The sequence below is a fragment of the Dokdonella sp. genome (assembly GCF_049593775.1).
Lineage (GTDB): Bacteria > Pseudomonadota > Gammaproteobacteria > Xanthomonadales > Rhodanobacteraceae > Dokdonella.
In genome coordinates this window covers 1-18025 of sequence record NZ_JBAWHJ010000422.1, presented here as the reverse complement: position 1 = coordinate 18025, position 18025 = coordinate 1, and the positions used below count along the sequence as shown (strand labels likewise).

Here is an 18025-nt window from a genome sequence, read left to right as displayed (position 1 = left end):
ATAGTCGGCGTCGTTGCATTCGTCAGGGTAGGTCGCTGCGCTCAGGCAGTCTTCCTTGATGGCCGAGTAGTAGCGGATGTTCCAGCCCACACCAAAATCACCCTTGTCCCACGACAGGTTGAGTGTGGATCGGTTGCGGAAGGTGCCGCCCGAAAACGCTACAAGTTGCGTCGGGATACCTGATTCGTTTGTGCTGATGAACTCGTCGCGGACCGTGTAGGTCGTGTTCCACTGCGTCCCAAACGTTCCCCAGTTTTCGGTTTCGTAGCGGTAGTTGACTCCCAAATCATAACCTTCCGTCTCACGATAGCCGGCATTGCGGCTACCGAAGCGGAGGTTGCTCACGTAGCCCAGATTCGGGTCACGAGTGAACAACAGGCAGCGAGCAGCGATGCCATCGTTGTAGCAATCGTTGAGAATCTGATTCGGGCTGTCGGCGACGATTGTGTTGTCAACCCGGATCTTCCACCAGTCAAGTGACATGTTCAAACCTTCCGAGAAATTCGGACTCCAGACGACGCCCAAGGTCCTTGAGGTCGATGTTTCCGGCTGCAGGAACGGGTTTGATCCATTCGTGAATGCCACCGGTGTCTGAGCGCTCGACGTGGTTGAAGGATTGAAGCCCTGCGCAAGTTGCTGGTAGGTATCGGCCAATGGGCCCAGATCGGCGCGACAGTTCGCCCGCGTCGGAGAGTTGGCATCTTGCGATCCACCAAAGCGGACGTCACAGGGATCGGTGAAGAACGAGAACGTCTGCGATCCGCCACCGTAGAGATTGGCGATGGTCGGCGCACGGAAACCTTCGGCCCAGGTTCCGCGGAACAAGAGCTCATCGATCGGCTTCCAGCGGAAACCAGCCTTGCTGTTGAGGGTGTCTCCAAACGTGTCGTAGTCCGAATAGCGGGTAGCGACGTCGAAGGTGAGTTCCTGCGCAAACGCCATGTCGGCGAGGACCGGAATCTGGAATTCGAGGTAAACCTCGTCAACGCTGTACTGGCCGCCCGTTGGACCGGCGGAGAGGTTTGTGGAGCCGCCCGTCTGGGCAAGCGGATCGGGGACGAACTTGCCCTCTTCCTTGCGATGCTCGAGGCCCGCCGCGAATGCGAAATCACCAGCCGGCATCGCGAACAGATTGCCCGTGATGTTGGCCGTGTAGGATGTGGTTTCGGTTTTTCCGGTTGAATGCTCTTCCTGGAACAGGTAATTCTGCAGTGCTTCGTTGTCGGTCAATCCGCCTTCGCCGACCGTGCCGAAGGGCAACAGTGGATTGAACGGAATGCAAGAAGAGTACGGAATCGGGTTGGCCTCAGTACCGCACTGAACGGCGCCCAGGGCATTCAGGAACGAAGGGCCGGTGCCGGCAGCAACGTTGGCCAGGTTGAAGTTTCCGAACGTGCTCTGCACGAGATCGTTGGTGTTCGAAAGGAAACCCGCATCCCAGTTGAAGTAGCGCTCACCAATCTGGAAACTGCCCTCGAACACGCCGCTGAAACGGTAGGTGTCGAGTTGACTGTCGCTGACGCGAGGCACTTCCCAGCCACGACGCCACCATCCACGAAGATCCTGGGGCGTCGTGCCCTCTGGCGCATGGAAACTGCCGAACGGGTTGAAATAGCTGTCGACCGAGATACCCGGAGCTGTCTGGCTGAATGAGGCTGCCTGCATCGGGTAGCCAGCGACCTGACGGGATGCCAGTCGGTTGCTGTACAGGAGGTTTGTCTTGAAGCTGACGTATTCATTGAAGTTGTAGATACCATCGACATAGATCGACTTGTTCTCCAGCGGGGTGCGCAAGTCTGTCTGCAAGTTCGTGTTGCTCTTGTCGGCCGATGATGTGCTGCTTGTGTTCTGCGGGCGATAACTGGCGGGATCATACGGATTGGCACCCTCCCCCAGAATGTAACGGCCGTTGCTGAACCCGGAAACCGGGTTGGAATTACTCACTGCGAAGCCGCCGTACTGGCCAACGGTCGTCCAGCCCAGATCCGGGTGCAGGTTGGAGCGGGGGAATGCGCTGAAGGGTCGGGCAGAGGCGGGTACCACATCTTCCTTGGTCCAGTCGGCAGCTACGGTCAGCGAACCTCGCTCGTTGCCAAAGCCCAGGATAAAATCGGCTTTGGTAACTTCGCCATCACCCTGGTCATATTGACCGTAGTAGGCACTCGCTCTGGCGCCCTCGTAGTTGCTGCGCGTAATGATGTTGATAACGCCGGCGATGGCATCGGAGCCATACAGGGCTGACGCACCATCCTTGAGGATTTCGATGCGATCGATCGCCACTGCAGGAATCGTCGATACGTCGGCGAGTCCACTCGTGGAGATGCCGAGACGCTTGCCGTTGACAAGCACCAGGGTCCGAGTAGGGCCGAGGTTGCGCATGTCGATATAGGTGCCGCCGGCATTTTCGCCGGCCGTGAGAGGCGCCGCGCGGCTGATCGGCGGAGAACCCATGGAAGGGACATTCTGCAGGATGTCGCCGACTGACTGGAAACCCTGCTTTTCGATTTCCGCTCGATCAATTACGAGGACCGGAGCCTCGGTTTCAGTATCGACCTGGCGAATTCGTGATCCCGTGACGACGATCGTGTTCAGTCGCTCGCCTTCCTCCTCCTCCTGTGCGAAACCTGGTGCCGAGATCAGCATTGCAGAAGCAACGCCTATGGTCAGAGCACGACGGACAGCCAGCAACAATTGTCTTTGTTTCATTCCCCGCTCCCCTTGCTTGGTTGGACCCACTATTGATAAATGCGTCGTGCGTGAATTGGCTCGCCCTCCGGGCCTGGCACGCTCCGCCACATGCAGGATTTTTACTCCGCCGGCCTGTTTGTCCGGCGTCTGGAAAGGCGAAGGTATCAGTAAAAAAACTGTAAAGGAATAGGTCTATAGGGACAAGTACGAAAGACCTCGTTTTATGTGCCGTACTTCACAATAATTCGGCCGTCGCAGGTGGGGAAAGGATGGCGGCGGATGGCGAATTTGCGGCAGATTGCGCCGGTGGATCCTGAAATTGCCCAGGTGTGAAGCATGGCAATGAGGAGGGGTGGGCAGCTTCTGGCAGGCTGGCCAGGTGCGTCGGGAGTGAAAGAGGGCTCATCCGGGGCGGGGGGCGGCATGACCGAACAGCCCGCGAACAGGTCACAATCCGATCGCCATACACTCGCCATTCGAGAAGCCTGGTTTCCCCCAAACGTGCAATGTCGCGATTGGGGGAAACCAGCCTGCAGATGCTGTGGAGCCGAATCGATGCGGTCCTTGACCGTCACTACGCAGCAATGGCCCGGTCCCCGGGTAGCAGGAGGATGTCCGTGGGCTCGATTCTTTCGCCTTGATCACTTGGTTTCCGACGGGTCAACCCATCTCGGGCCTTGGAATAGAGGTCAATTTCGCTGGTTTCGTGATTTTCTCGGTGTGGCCACAGGTTCGAGGCTGATAGCCGATCGGGTAGACTGGGCCGCATGAATACTGATCGCATTGGCCGCCGGAGCCTGTATCCGGAAATCTCCGCTTTCGACACCGGCTTCCTCCAGGTGTCACCGGTGCACAGGCTTTACTACGAGCAAAGCGGAAACCCTGAGGGCAAGCCTGTCGTCTTCCTGCACGGTGGTCCGGGGGGTGGCAGCAGCCCCAAGGTGCGTCGGTTCTTCGATCCGTCGCGCTACCGCATCATCCTGTTCGATCAGCGTGGCTGCGGACAGTCCACGCCACATGCCGAACTGACCGACAACACTACCTGGGATCTGGTCGCCGATATCGAGCGTCTGCGCGAGCATCTTCATGTAGAGCGCTGGCAGGTTTTCGGTGGTTCCTGGGGCTCGACCCTGGCTCTGGCCTACGCCGAAACCCATCCGGACCGGGTAACCGAACTCGTGCTGCGCGGCATTTTCATGCTGCGCCGCTGGGAACTGGAGTGGTTTTACCAGAAGGGTGCCGATGCGCTGTATCCCGATGCCTGGGAAACCTATCTGGCCGCCATTCCTGAGGCCGAGCGCGGCGACCTCATGAGCGCTTACTACCGCCGCCTGACCAGCACCGATCCGGCCGTGCGCCTGGCTGCGGCCAAGGCCTGGTCGGTATGGGAGGGGTCAACCAGCTATCTGCTGCAGGATCCGGCTCATATCGACGGCAGTGCCGAAGATGAGTTCGCGCTGGCATTTGCGCGCATCGAGTGCCACTACTTCGTCCACGGCGGGTTCTTCGAGCAGGACGACCAGTTGCTGCGCAATGCGCATCGTCTCAAGCAGATTCCGGCGGTGATCGTGCAGGGGCGCTACGATGTTGTCTGCCCCGCCCGAAGTGCCTGGGATCTGCACAGGGCATGGCCAGAAGCCGACTTGCGCATCGTTCCGGATGCAGGCCATTCAGCGTTTGAGCCGGGTATCGCCCACGAATTGATCGAAGCGACTGACCGCTTTCGCTGATGGAGACATCGTGCGGCGGTTTTCGCCGCACGAGGATGCAAACTTTTTGACTGCCTGATCCGCTCAAGGGGCGGAGCCGATGATCGAATCAGTGGCCGCCGGAATTGCTCAGGCAATCGGTCAGGAAAGCCTTGCGCTCATTGCCTTTCAAGCCTCGTGATTGCGCCTCGGTCTGACAAGCGCTCTTGTTGCCTTGTTCAGCCGGTGCTGGCGCAGATGTCTGTGCAGGTGTAGCCGACTTGCTCCTGGACAAGCAAGCATCCATGAATGCCTCACGTTCGGTGTCATTCATGCCCGCTGCCTGCGACGCGCAATCCGTATTGTTGGCGCCTTTCCCGGCGGCCAACACGTCCAGCGTGCCGGTGGAGAAACAAAGAACAGCAGCTATCAACAGCGTAGTGCGGAATGCCATGGCGTTTTCCTCCTTCGCATGATTCCGCTACCGAGCGGTAGCGGAATACTCGAGTCTACGCCGCCTGACTGGTGGGCGCAGCCGAAGCTCAAGAAGATGCAGCAGCGATCAGGCTGCGTTGCGCTTCGCGTCAGACTGGCTCAGGCGCGGGCCTTCAACCAGTGCCCGGCGTACACCGTCGATCAACAGATCAACCTCGGCATCGGTGATCGTGAAGGGAGGCGTGAAGCGCAATGAGTTGGTGCCGCCATGAATGACGCCGTAACCGTGCTCGCGCATCCATTCCTCGGTGCTGCCGGAGCCATAGCACTTGAACTCGGAAGAGAGTTCGCAGGAGAACAGCAGGCCGGTGCCCTGGACCTTGGTGATGTAGCCCGGCAACTCGGCCTTGAGCGCTTCGAGCTTTTCGATGAACTGCCGGCCACGGGAGCGAATGTTTTCGCGAATCGCCGGTGTCAGCATCTCGAGTACAACGCAGGCGACATCAAGCGCGCGCGGATTGCTTGTCATCGTGTTGCCGTAGATGCCGCGCTTGTACAGCTCGGCAGCTCGATCGTTCACGGCAAGTACGGAGAGTGGGAACTGACCGGCATTGAGTGCCTTGGAGTAGGTTTCCATGTCCGGTGCTTCGACGTTCTCGAATCCGGGATAGTCGACGAACGAGAGGACGCCATTGGCGCGCAAGCCGGCCTGGATTGAATCGATCAGCAGCAGGCTGCCGTGGGCCTTGGTCAGCTCGCGGGCAGCCTTGTAGAAGTCGACCGTTACAGCGCGGCCAGGATCGCCTTCACCCATGACCGGCTCAAGGAACATGGCCTCGATGAACCAGCCGTTGGCATCCGCATCGGCAAACACCTTGCGCAGCTGGTCGACGTCGTAGGCTTCCACGGTGATGACACTGCGCTCACTGCGGTAGCTGGCGAGATTCTGCTCGTAGACTTTCCTCGACGAATCGGAATAGAGGGCGGGGCGGTCGGTACGGCCGTGGAAGGCACCCTTGACTGCCAGACGCTTGATTTCGCGCCCTGCGTATCGTCCACCTTCGTCGGTCATCAGCTTGGCGTTGACGTCGGCAATGCGTCCGGCCAGCGAGACGGATTCGGAGCCCGAGTTCAGGCACAGGAAGCGCGTATAGGGTGATCCGCCACGGGTGTGTCCGATTTCGCGCTTGAGCGCTTCAGCCATGCGCAACTGCGACAGGTTCGGCGTCATGATGTTGGCCATGACCTGAGGGCGCGCCAGCACATCGAGAACGGCCTTCGGGGTATGTCCGAAACCGAGCATGCCGTAGCCGCCCGAATCGTGGATTACCGCGCCCTTGAGAGTAATGATCCAGGGACCGCGCGCGGTCAGGGCAACATAGGGATTGACGCCATCATCCGGATAGAAATTGACGAAGTCGGCCTGGATGGCGTGAAACTGGGCCGATTCATCCAGCTTGAGCAGGTCCGGGCTGCTGGAGCGCAGCGCGAGGAATGCGGCGTAGGCCGCGTCGATGGCTTCGGCCAGCTCGGGATACTGGTCGACCAGTTTTTCGAGGCTGTCATCGCCCAGGCCTGTGGTGCGAGCCTGCCCACCGGCAGCGCGCATTTCCTGCAACTTCACCAACAACGCATTCATTGTCATCTCCTGAAAAGCACAAAGCCCGCGCCGTGGAACGTCGCGGGCAATCAAGCCTTAAGCATTGAATAAATAAGGGAAAACGTCCGCCAATTTTAGCATGCCAGGGGAGGATTCGATACCCCGGCCGAGCCTGCAGGCCTCCCAGGCCTGTCCAGGCCCTTCGCGACGCCGTCGCATGACGGATGTCATCTGCGAGCGCTGATGGTTGCTACTGAGCGCAGGGTCAGGCGTTGGCTATTGTGGTTCCACGATGGGAGAGGAACCAATGAAATCAATGCAGGAAAAGGTCTTGGCCGAGCTCAAGGAGGTGCGCAAGCGCTACGGAAGCCAGATGGCGCTCGATGGTCTCGACCTTCAGCTTCGGCGCGGCGAGTTGCTCGCCGTACTCGGCCCCAATGGTGCTGGCAAAAGCACGGCTGTTGCCGCGCTGCTGGGACTAACCTCGGTGGACGAAGGTTCGGTGTCGCTGTTTGGCGCATGCCCCAGAACACTGGCCGTGAGGCGCCGAACAGGCGTCATGCTGCAGTCCGCGGGCATCCCCGATGCATTCAAGGTTGAAGAGTTGCTCGAGGTCACACGCGGCTACTATCTGAATCCGATCGGAGTTGATGAATGCGTCAATCTGGCCGGCCTGCAAGGTTTGCTGGGCCGACGTTACGGGCGCCTGTCCGGAGGCCAGCAACGGCGAGTCCAGTTCGCACTGGCCATTTGTGGTCGTCCGGAAATCCTGTTTCTGGATGAACCCACAACCGGCCTCGATATCGAGGCACGCCAGGGACTCTGGAAGGCGATCCGCGACCTGGTGGCCAAGGGCTGCTCGGTGCTGCTGACCACGCACTATCTTGAAGAGGCGGAGACCCTGGCCGATCGCGTCGTGGTCGTCAGCAGCGGACGAATCGTCGCCGAAGGATCAGTCGAGGAAGTGCGTTCGCGCGTCTCGCAGCGCCGTATTCGATGTGTTTCCACTTTGCCAGTGGAACGGGTTGCTGCCTGGACAGGAGTGCACGGAGCGAAGTGTACTGAAGGTCGCTTCGAAATCATCGTTGATTGCGTCGAACCGATAGTCCGTCGATTGCTGGACGAAGACCCCGCTCTGGAGCAACTCGAAATCGAGCGCGCAGGATTGGCCGAGGCCTTTGTCGAACTGACCCGGGAGGTGGCGCGATGAACTCGATGGCATTGACACCCGCCCAATATCTGGGCTGCTACTACCGCGAAGCGAAGTACGAGTTTCTGCGCCTGATGAGAACGCCGTCGTTTGTGCTTCCGGCGCTGCTGTTTCCTTCGATGTTCTACCTGCTGTTCGGTGTCGTGATGGGCAGTGGGCGCTCTGGCAGTGGCGACGCAGCACGCTATCTGTTGGCAAGTTACGGTGTGTTCGGAGTCATGGGTGCCGCCTTGTTCGGCTTTGCCGTCAACGTGGCCGTCGAGCGTGAGCGTGGCTTTCTTGTCCTCAAGCGTGCGTTGCCGATGCCTCCAGGGGCATACCTGTTCGCCAAGCTGGTCATGGCAATGATCTTTGCCCTGATCATTTCACTGATGCTTGCGGCGATCGCGATCACCCTGGCAGGTGTCTCGCTTGCCCCTTCGCAGTGGCTTCTGCTGCTGGTGATCAATGTGCTGGGCACCTTGCCGTTCAGCGCGATCGGGCTGTTGATCGGCACGGCATTCAGCGGCCAGGCCGCACCTGCCATCGTCAATCTGATCTACCTGCCGATGGCATTCCTGTCCGGATTGTGGATTCCACTCAGCATGCTGCCGAAGTTCATCGATACGCTGGCTCCGGTCTGGCCTTCCTATCACCTTGCGCAGATTGCCTTGAAGGTGGTCGGGCACGACGCGGGCGGATCGTTGTGGATGCATCTGCTCGTGCTGGCCGTCATTACGGTTGCATTCTTCCTGGTTGCTCGACGTGCCCTTGTGGATCGTGGCTGATCGCGACGCGCCCGTGAAACGGGATCTTGCTGAAGGAGTTGACGCATGAAGTACCGGACCGAAGCAATATCGATTCTGGCGGTTGTCGGGGTACTGGTGATCGCAGTGCTGTCACGCCAGGGGCAGGAAGTGCAGCCAGCTCGAACGTCGGAATCCAGGGACGTGGCTGTCAACAGTTTCGCCATCCGCAACGTGCGGGTGTTTGATGGCGAGCGCACGATCGATCGTGCGAATGTGGTTGTTCGCGATGGATTGACTGTCGACTACGGGCCCGACGCGCCCATCGCTGCCGATCTGAAGGTCATCGACGGGATCGGCCGTACCTTGATGCCTGGCCTGATCGACGCCCATGCGCATAGTTGGGGTGATGCGCAGCGCGATGCCCTGCGTTTTGGTGTGACGACAGAGATCGACATGCATGGCGATCCCGCACGCCTGCCTTCGGTCAGGCGACAACGTGAGTCACTGGAGAAGGTCGAACAAGCGGATCTTCTGGCGGCGGGCGCCGCAGCGACGGTCGCAGGTGGTCATGGCACCCAGTACGGACTCTCGTTTTCGGTGCTCGATCCGAAGGGTGAGGTCGATGCGTTCGTGAAAGAGAAGATCGATCAAGGTTCGGACTTCATCAAGCTCATAGTCGAGGATCTTTCCGCCTATTCCACGGAACAACGATTGCCGACTCTGAATACCGCACAGATCTCGCAGATCATTGTTGCGACACATGCGAACAAGCGATTGGCCGTTGCCCATGTATCGCGTCAGCGCAGCGCCATCGAAGTCGTCGAGGCCAATGTTGATGGTCTGGTCCACGTATTCGCCGATGCACCGATCTCCGATGCCTTCATCGATCTCGCACGGAAACACCAGATTTTCATCGTTCCCACCCTTTCGGTGGTGTCGCGAGTGCCGGCGCCCGGCGATGCCGACAGCCTTGTTGCGGATTCGCGCATCAGCAGCAAGCTCAGCGCCGGACAATTGGCCAGTCTGAAGGCGAAATTCCCTGCCTCGGATGCAGCGTCGTCAAGTCAGACCATGGCAATCGACAACGTGCGTCTGTTGCATGCAGCAGGCATCCCGATTCTGGCCGGAACCGACGCCGGCAATCCTGGAACCGCGCACGGTGCCAGTCTGCACGGCGAACTGGAGTTGCTGGTTCACGCAGGTCTGTCCCCGGAGCAGGCGTTGCGCGCTGCAACGTTCCTGCCTGCGCAGCGGTTTGCCATGTCGGATCGCGGACGAATTGCTGCTGGACTGCGCGCCGATCTGATTCTCGTCCAGGGAAATCCGACAAGCGACATTCGCGATACTCGAGCCATCGAAAGGATCTGGAAGAACGGATACCTGCTCGATCACCTGGCACCGGATCAGTCCATCGCTTCCGCCGAAACAGTCATGGGCGGCAACAGGAAGATCAGTGATTTCGACGGCGGTTCGATCACGTCGCGCTTTGGCATTGGCTGGCAGCCCAGCACCGACCGCCTCATGGGCGGATCGTCGACAGCAAGCATGACGCTGATTTCTGGTGGTGCCAATGGCACCGCAGGCGCTTTGGAGATTCGTGGTCGGATCGATCGCGGGTTTGCCTTTCCATGGGCAGGCGTGGTGTTTTTCCCGGCGTCCGAGCGGATGCAGCCGGTCGATTTGTCGGCTAGTCGCGAAATCGTATTCCTGGCACGCGGCGATGGAAGGGAATACAGCGTCCTGCTGCTGTCTGGAATGAACGAGCAGGGCAGGCCCTCGATGCAAAGTTTCGTTGCCGGTGCCGAATGGAAGGAGATCCGGATTCCACTGGCGGACTTTACCGAAGCCGATACCTCAATGATTCGCGGCATCGCTGTCAGCGCTGGTTCGCCGGTCGGCGAGTTTCGCCTCGAAGTGGATGAGGTAGAGTTGCGTTGAACAGGAGGCGGACACCATGAGCAAACCACTGATGGCGCGGTTGTTGCGGCTTCGAGCACGTTTGGTGCCGGAAGAGCTCCAGCTCGGCTGGATGCCGATTTTCACCCTGGGCTATCTCGTCTTTCTGTTCATGCCGATGCTGTTCAACTTCTCGGGCACGTCGAAAACATCAGGCGTGCCGTCGATGCTGCTGTGGCCGACCTTGTTGTCGATCGCGATTTTCCTTCCTGTGTACTTCAAGTCGTATCGCTGCAACGGATTGAGGGGCGAAATTCTCTGCGCAATCGGCATGGCGGCGCTAGGCTACAGCTTGCTTCCGGTCAACATCTACGCCAACACCTATCTGATCTACGCGGGTGCGTTTGCTGCGTTCCTCAACGTCGGCCTGCTGCGAAAATTTCTCGGCGTACTGATCATGCTCGGCCTGTTCCTGCTCGAGCTCGTCTACTTCGGTGCGCCGGTGTTCGTGTTCGCGCTGACAACCATCATCACCCTGGCGGTTTTCTTCAGCAATCATTTCTACCACGAGAATGCGCGCAAGCGAGCCGCCCTCAAGCTCTCGCATGATGAAATTCGGAGGCTGGCGGCGCTGGCTGAGCGCGAACGCATCGGTCGTGACCTGCATGATCTGCTCGGGCATACATTGTCGCTGATCGCACTCAAGTCGGAACTGGCAGGCAAGCTTATTGATCGAGACGTTGCTGCAGCACGGCGCGAAGTGGATGAGGTGACACGTGTGGCGCGTGACGCCTTGTATCAGGTGCGCCGCGCAGTCAGCGGAATACGCGCCGCAGGTCTGGCCGCCGAACTTGCATCGGCGCGGCAACTGCTCGAATCCGATGGGATCTCGTTCGAATACACGCTGGGCGAAGCTGAGTTTTCCGTTGAGCAGGAGACCGTTTTGGCCCTCGTGGCACGCGAAGCGATCACGAATATCCAGCGTCATGCGCATGCTCGCAACGCCTCCGTCACGCTTGATGCAGACAATGGAGAACTGCACTTGCGCATCGAAGACGATGGTCGGGGCAGGTCAATCGTGCCTGGAAACGGCCTCAAGGGGATGCGTGAACGGGTGGAGGCGATCGGTGGTCGATTTCGAATTGATTCGGCGATTGGCGAAGGTACCCGGATCAAGGTCAGCATGGATCTGATCGATTCGACCATGCCTGCCGCCTCCACTCTGTCGAGGCTAGCATCATTGTGAAGCTTTCCGGAGCGTCCGTTCGGGCGATCGCCCCGAATACTCCAACCACCCAAGGGATTCGCAAACCATGATTCGTGTTCTGTTGGCAGAAGATCAGGCCATGGTGCGCGGCGCACTCTCAGCCCTACTCAACCTGGAAACGGATATCGATGTACTTGCCGAGGCTGCCGATGGCGAGACCGCCTGGCGCGAGCTGCAGCGACTCAAGCCCGATGTGCTGGTCACTGACATCGAGATGCCGGGCCTGACCGGTCTGGAGCTGGCCCAACGTATCCAGCGGCATGAAATTCCAACCAGGGTCGTTATCGTGACCACGTTTGCGCGGCCCGGATTCCTGCGACGCGCGCTCGATGCCGGTGTCGTCGGCTACCTGCTCAAGGATGCGCCGGCGGAAAATCTGGCCGACGCGCTGCGCACCGTGCATCGTGGCGGGCGCTCGATTGATCCGCAACTGGCACTGGATGCGTGGACCGAAGCGGATCCGCTGAATGAGCGTGAGCGCCAGGTGCTGCGCTTGGCCGGCGAGGGCGTGGCTGCGGGTGAAATCGCGAAACGGCTGAGTCTTTCCCATGGCACCGTACGCAACTATCTCTCCGAAGCAATCGGCAAGCTGGGCGTCACCAATCGTATCGAAGCCTACCGGCTTGCGCGGCAAAAGGGCTGGCTCTAGCCCGAACTGGCCATGGGTATCCCGAGGCGGTGGGGGAGCCGTTGAATCGTGCCAGGCGCGTCTCGGCTACAATGCGCGGCCGTTCTGATGCGTCATGGCCTTGAAGAAATCGGACTTCCATTTCGACCTTCCGCCGGAGCTGATCGCCCAGCAACCACTTGTCGAGCGATCGGCGAGTCGTCTGCTATTGCTCGATGCGGCGAACGAGACAATGTCGGATCGACAATTGCGAGAACTCCCCGAGCTGCTGCGAGCAGGTGACTTGCTGGTGTTCAACGACACCCGAGTGCTGCCCGCTCGCTTGTTCGGACGCAAGGAATCTGGCGGTGCGGTCGAGATCCTGATCGAGCGCGTCACCGGAACGCACGAGGCCACGGCGCAACTTGGCGTCAGCAAGAAGCCGAAGGAAGGCGCGGCGATTCTCCTGGCTGATGGCTCGCAGGCGAGAGTGCTTGGTCGTGACGGAGAGTTCTTCCGGCTGCGCTTCGAGTCTCCGGAGCCGCTCGAAAAGCTGCTGCTCAAGCTCGGCCGCATGCCGCTGCCTCCGTATATCGAACGCGCGCCCGATGATCTCGACAGTGAACGTTACCAGACCGTTTTCGCGCGGGAGCCGGGTGCCGTGGCCGCGCCGACCGCAGGTCTTCATTTTGATGAGGCCCTGCTGGACAGGCTCGCGGCCCGGGGCATCGAATCTGCACACATCACCTTGCACGTTGGTGCGGGTACGTTCCAGCCGATGCGCGCCGAGAAGCTCGATGACCACACCATGCATCGCGAGTGGCTAAACGTGGGTGCCGAGCTGGTCGACAAGGTTCATCGAACGCGAGCACGCGGTGGGCGCGTCATCGCCGTAGGTACCACCGTGGTACGTGCGCTCGAAAGTGCCAGCCGCGACGGCGTGCTTGAGCCATTCGCCGGGGAAACCCAGATTTTCATCTTCCCTGGGTATCGCTTCACCAGCATCGACGGATTGCTTACCAACTTCCATCTTCCCGAATCCACCTTGTTGATGCTGGTCTCGGCCTTGGCCGGACGCGACTTCATCCTCGATGCCTACCGCCACGCCGTTGAACAACGCTATCGGTTCTTTTCGTACGGCGATGCAATGTTGATTTGGCCTGGTGAAGCCGGGAGTCGGGAATGGGGAACAGGGAATGGATAAAATCCCGATTTCGTGAAGGTTTTCCTGTTCTAAGTGTCTTTGTACAAGTGATTCACGAAAACACGCAAGCATATTGGTTGTGGCCCAGAAATAGATTCTGCGTTGAGCGTGGTTCTTTCTTTTTCCATTCCCCATTCTCCATTCCCTAGTCCCGGCCCCATGAACTTCACTCTCCTCAACACCGACAATAGCGCCCGCCGCGGTCGCATGATATTTGCGCGCGGCACGATCGAGACACCGGCGTTCATGCCAGTGGGTACGTATGGAACGGTAAAGGCGATGACGCCGCGTGACGTGGAGGAGACCGGTGCGGAAATCCTTCTTGGCAACACTTTCCATCTGTTCCTGCGACCTGGTCTCGATGTGATTGGTGAATTCGGTGGCCTGCATCGGTTCATCGGCTGGGAGAAACCCATCCTGACGGACTCGGGCGGGTTCCAGGTGTTCTCACTGGCTCACAAGCGCAAGATCACCGAGGAAGGGGTCACGTTTGCTTCGCCAGTCGATGGCTCGAAGGTGTTCCTGAGTCCCGAAGAATCCATGCGCATCCAGCATGTGCTGGATTCCGACATCGCGATGATCTTCGATGAATGTACGCCGTACCCGGCGACAGAACAGGTTGCACGAGAGTCGATGGAGCTGAGCCTTCGCTGGGCCCTGCGCTCACGCAGGGGGTTCGATGATCTCGGAAACCCGAATGCACTGTTCGGCATCGTCCAGGGATCGACCTATCCCGAACTTCGCAAACGTTCGGCTGATGGTCTCATCGAAATGGGTTTCGATGGCTATGCGATCGGTGGCCTCGCGGTGGGTGAACCGGTGGAAGAGCGAAACGCAACGCTCGAGACGATTGAACCATTCCTGCCCACCGACAAGCCACGCTATCTGATGGGGGTGGGGCGACCGGAAGACATTGTCGAATCGGTCTTGCGCGGGGTCGACATGTTCGATTGCGTGATGCCGACGCGCAATGCACGCAATGGCTTTCTGTTTACACGCCACGGCACCTTGCGTATCCGCAATGCGAAGTTCGCTCGCGATACGCGGGTCGTGGAGGAAGGGTGTGCCTGCTACACCTGCCGATCAGGGTTCAGCCGTGCCTATCTGCGACATCTGGACCGCTGCGGTGAGATCCTCGCCAGCCAGCTCGCAACGATACACAACCTCCACCACTATCAGGATCTGATGCGCGGGCTGCGTCAGGCCATCGAAGAATCGCGACTGGATGCCTTTGTCACTGCCTTTTACGCCCAGCGCTCGAAGGATGGCGGGCCGGACCCGATGATCGAATAGACTGGTTTCCTGCCGAATGATCACCATGGACAATGAATTCCAATGAAGACAGTACTCGTGACCGGCGGAGCCGGTTTCATCGGTGGCAATTTCATCCTCGAGCTGCTCGCCCTGGGGGGGTATCGCATCGTCAACCTCGATGCGCTCACCTACGCGGGCAATCCCGATACCCTGGCTGACGTCGCCTCGCATCCGGACTACGTGTTCGTGCATGGCGACATCGGCGACCGTGAGTGTGTGCAGGCGCTGCTTTCCGAGCATCAGCCAACAGCGATCATCAACTTCGCTGCCGAATCCCATGTCGATCGTTCCATCGACGGACCCGCCGAATTCGTGCAGACAAACGTGGTTGGCACGCTCAACCTGCTCGAATGCGCACTTATCCATTGGCGTGCGCTGCCGCTGGGTCGACAGGATGCATTCCGCTTCCTGCATGTTTCGACCGACGAGGTTTACGGTTCACTGGGTCCGCTGGGTCGATTCACTGAGGAGTCAACGTACCAGCCGAACTCGCCGTACTCGGCATCGAAGGCGTCGTCGGATCATCTCGTGCGTGCCTTTCATCACACCTACGGCATGCCGGTACTGACCACGAACTGCTCGAACAATTACGGACCATTCCAATTCCCGGAAAAGCTCATTCCGCTGATGATCCAGAAAGCGTTGGCCGGCGAACCACTGCCGGTCTATGGGGATGGGCGCAATATTCGTGACTGGTTGTATGTGAAGGATCACTGCAGTGCGATCCTGCGCGTCCTCGAGATCGGTCGGGCCGGCGAGGTCTACAACGTCGGCGGTGACGCCGAGCGCGAGAACATCCATGTCGTAAAGACGGTCTGTTCGCTGCTGGATGAGCGTCGGCCACTGGCCGATGGACGCAAGCGGGAATCCCTGATTACCTATGTGAAAGATCGCCCCGGTCACGATCGCCGTTATGCCGTTGACGCCTCCAAGATCAAGCGCGAGCTTGGTTGGCGCCAGACCGAATCCTTCGAATCGGGATTGGCGCGAACGGTTGACTGGTATCTGGCAAATGATGAGTGGATTCGGCGGGTATTGGATGGGAGTTATCGGATGGAGAGGTTGGGAGGGGGTTGATCTCCTACTTTCAATTTATTGACCGTCATCCCGGCGCAGGCCGGGATCCAGTTTTTCGATCTACGCCACTTGGCGGCGTGACCCAAGAACAATTCATTCAGCCGCCTTCGGCGAGCGAGTTGTTCACTCTTGCATGCGTTGAACGATGTTGTTGCGGCATTGGCCCAAGGCTTTCGCTCGCCTACAGCGAGCGAAAAAAGGGATGGATGCCGCGCCGCGACGCGGCGTAGATTTCAACAAAGATCCGAGACACCGCAATTAAGACACCATCTCAACGGGGTGTTCTCTCAACAGTGGGCATCCGCAAACGAATAAACTCGAATTACGAAGTTCGATTAACCGAATACTCCGCCAAAACCCCAAGCGCATCCCGCGCCGCCGAAGCAGGAAGTACCGACAAGGCTGATTGCGCCGAGTGCGCATAGTGTTCAGCCTGCGAGCGGGCATGCTCGATTGCGCCGGAATCACGAATCGCAGCGATGATGTTGTCGAGTGAATCCAGTCCACCGGACTCGATGGCGCGGCGCAGGCTGGCAGCCTGTTCCGGTGGGCTGTTGGCGATGGCGTGGATGACGGGCAGGGTGGGCTTGCCCTCGGCGAGGTCATCGCCGATGTTCTTGCCAAGGGTGTCGGCGTCGGAGACGTAGTCGAGGACGTCGTCTGCAATCTGAAACGCGAAGCCGAGATCAAGGCCGTATTGAGCCAGTGCCTCCTCCTGTTCCGCCGGAAGTTTGGCGACGACGGCGCCGAGTCGCGTTGCGGCGGAAAACAGCACGGCTGTCTTGCGTTCGATGACGTCCAGATAAGCCTGCTCGGTTGTATCGGCATTGCCGATGTTGAGCAACTGCAGCACTTCGCCTTCGGCGATGCGGTTCGTTGTGTCGGCCAGGATGCGCATGATGCGCATGTCGTCGAGCTCGACCATCATCTGGAACGAGCGTGAATAGAGGAAATCACCCACCAGCACGCTGGCAGCGTTACCCCAGAGCGCGTTGGCGGTTTTGCGGCCACGTCGCAGGTCCGATTCATCGACGACATCGTCATGGAGCAGGGTCGAGGTATGGATGAATTCGATCAGTGAAGCCAGGGGAATGTGGTCTTCGCCCTGGTAGCCGGCGGCGCGCGCGGCCAGCAGGTGCAACATGGGGCGCAGGCGCTTGCCGCCTCCACCGATGATGTGTTCGGCGATCTGATTGATGAGGACGACGTCAGACGCAAGGCGCGTTCGAATCAACTGGTTGACCGCGCCCATGTCGGCCGCGGCCAGTGCCTGGACGTCGGAAAAGCGGTGGATGCCTGCTGTTGCAGGACTGGAAACAGAATTCAAGACCAGATTCCCGGATGCGTTGGGAGGCAGTATAGCGGTCCGGCGCGTGCTTCCGATTCAGCGAGCATGCAATCGCGCTTGCAGTTGAGCCGCGATGCTCAATGCGATTGCTTCCGGTCCGCGACCGCCCAGATCCATGCCAACGGGGGAATGCAGGCGCGGCAGCAGCGCGGCAACGGCAGATTCCGGAAGCAATCTGAAAAGATCTTCGCGCCTCCGGTTCGGCCCCAGCAGACCGATAAACGGAATTGATGTGGGTGCCAGGACGAGCAAGGTTTCCAGATCCAGCTCGAAATTGTGATGCATCACAAGGGCCGCGAAATGGACGCCGATCAAATTGGATTGAGCCAGTCGCGCAGGCTTGTCGCTGATCAGGGTGTCGGCCAGGTAGGCGTTTTCCTGCCAGCGCGGTCGCGATTCCGCGGCTGTGCTCATCCAGCCCATGGCGCGTAAAAGCGGCAGCAATATCGGCGCTTCGGGGCCGGTTCCAAACACCAGCACCGATGGAGGTGCCGCAATGCTGACGCTCCAGCGCATGCCGGGGGCAATCTCCGAGCCCCAGTTCGGGGGTGATGTTGCAACTTCCCAGCGAGCGGACTTCCGCTCCACGGAACACTGGAGTTCGCCGGTGGACGAGAGCGATATTTCCATCGGGCCCGAGCAGGAAAGCCATGATGCCGCCAGATCTATCCAGCCGATCAGTGTCCGCAATGGCAACAATGCCAGTCGCAGGCGCCCCCGGCAGCCGAGGGCGGATCCGCCGAACAGGGATTCATCATCGCGTGTATCGATCTCCATCCATTCGATGCAACCACTGTCAGCCGCACTTTCTGCGCGGGCTGCGATCTCGGACTCAAGGCAACCGCCGCTGAGCCAGCCAACACGGACTTCGCCTGCAAACAGTGCGATCGCGCCCGCGCCGACGTACGTGGATCCCTCCGCTTCGACAACCAGTGCGAGCACTGCATTCCTGCCGTCCTCGAG

14 protein-coding genes are annotated in these 18025 nt (G+C 59.5%); 9 read left to right on the top strand and 5 right to left on the bottom strand.

Translation table 11 applies throughout. The features are described from left to right. Positions 1 to 2706, bottom strand: a 2706-nt coding sequence (locus WBP53_RS14635) for a TonB-dependent receptor plug domain-containing protein (RefSeq protein ID WP_423930196.1), incomplete at its 3' end; no start/stop codon positions are given. A 749-nt stretch (positions 2707 to 3455) separates the two neighbouring features. On the opposite strand from WBP53_RS14635, the gene pip reads away from it, so the two are divergent. Next, a complete protein-coding gene (gene pip / locus WBP53_RS14630; RefSeq protein ID WP_423930194.1) occupies positions 3456 to 4418 on the top strand; it encodes a prolyl aminopeptidase in 963 nt (320 codons plus the stop codon). An 88-nt stretch (positions 4419 to 4506) separates the two neighbouring features. On the opposite strand, the gene WBP53_RS14625 is transcribed toward pip, so the two are convergent. Together WBP53_RS14625 and WBP53_RS14620 are read right to left on the bottom strand one after the other, a co-directional pair. After that, positions 4507 to 4830, bottom strand: a complete 324-nt coding sequence (locus WBP53_RS14625; RefSeq protein WP_423930192.1) for a PsiF family protein — start codon at positions 4828 to 4830, stop codon at positions 4507 to 4509. 108 nt (positions 4831 to 4938) lie between these two features. Continuing rightward, on the bottom strand, positions 4939 to 6450 hold the full coding sequence (locus tag WBP53_RS14620; RefSeq protein ID WP_423930190.1) for an aminotransferase class III-fold pyridoxal phosphate-dependent enzyme: 1512 nt from the start codon (positions 6448 to 6450) through the stop codon (positions 4939 to 4941). Positions 6451 to 6727: 277 nt separating this feature from the next. Here WBP53_RS14620 and WBP53_RS14615 point away from each other — a divergent pair, with 277 nt between their 5' ends. The 8 genes from WBP53_RS14615 (at position 6728) to rfbB (ending at position 15714) form a co-directional block, all read left to right on the top strand. Then, positions 6728 to 7621, top strand: a complete 894-nt coding sequence (locus WBP53_RS14615; protein WP_423930200.1) for an ABC transporter ATP-binding protein — start codon at positions 6728 to 6730, stop codon at positions 7619 to 7621. Next, positions 7618 to 8388: an ABC transporter permease gene (locus tag WBP53_RS14610; RefSeq protein WP_423930188.1), complete on the top strand. Its 771-nt coding sequence runs from the start codon at positions 7618 to 7620 to the stop codon at positions 8386 to 8388. The genes WBP53_RS14615 and WBP53_RS14610 overlap by 4 nt, the downstream gene beginning before the upstream one ends. A gap of 45 nt (positions 8389 to 8433) precedes the next feature. Then, the gene (locus tag WBP53_RS14605) at positions 8434 to 10287 is read left to right on the top strand and encodes a CIA30 family protein (RefSeq protein ID WP_423930186.1); all 1854 of its coding nucleotides are present in this window, start codon (positions 8434 to 8436) and stop codon (positions 10285 to 10287) included. A 16-nt stretch (positions 10288 to 10303) separates the two neighbouring features. Further along, positions 10304 to 11491, top strand: coding sequence for a sensor histidine kinase (locus WBP53_RS14600; protein WP_423930184.1), 1188 nt, complete (start codon positions 10304 to 10306; stop codon positions 11489 to 11491). A 67-nt stretch (positions 11492 to 11558) separates the two neighbouring features. After that, positions 11559 to 12161, top strand: coding sequence for a response regulator transcription factor (locus WBP53_RS14595; RefSeq protein WP_423930182.1), 603 nt, complete (start codon positions 11559 to 11561; stop codon positions 12159 to 12161). A 94-nt stretch (positions 12162 to 12255) separates the two neighbouring features. Beyond that, a complete protein-coding gene (queA, locus tag WBP53_RS14590; RefSeq protein WP_423930180.1) occupies positions 12256 to 13323 on the top strand; it encodes a tRNA preQ1(34) S-adenosylmethionine ribosyltransferase-isomerase QueA in 1068 nt (355 codons plus the stop codon). Positions 13324 to 13482: 159 nt separating this feature from the next. Continuing rightward, positions 13483 to 14616, top strand: a complete 1134-nt coding sequence (tgt, locus tag WBP53_RS14585; protein WP_423930178.1) for a tRNA guanosine(34) transglycosylase Tgt — start codon at positions 13483 to 13485, stop codon at positions 14614 to 14616. A gap of 42 nt (positions 14617 to 14658) precedes the next feature. Continuing rightward, positions 14659 to 15714, top strand: coding sequence for a dTDP-glucose 4,6-dehydratase (gene rfbB / locus WBP53_RS14580; protein ID WP_423930176.1), 1056 nt, complete (start codon positions 14659 to 14661; stop codon positions 15712 to 15714). Between the two features lie 322 nt (positions 15715 to 16036). On the opposite strand, the gene WBP53_RS14575 is transcribed toward rfbB, so the two are convergent. After that, a complete protein-coding gene (locus WBP53_RS14575) occupies positions 16037 to 16966 on the bottom strand; it encodes a polyprenyl synthetase family protein (protein ID WP_423930198.1) in 930 nt (309 codons plus the stop codon). A gap of 132 nt (positions 16967 to 17098) precedes the next feature. Continuing rightward, positions 17099 to 18025 (bottom strand): XdhC family protein (locus tag WBP53_RS14570; RefSeq protein WP_423930174.1); only part of this gene is annotated, 927 nt, incomplete at its 5' end.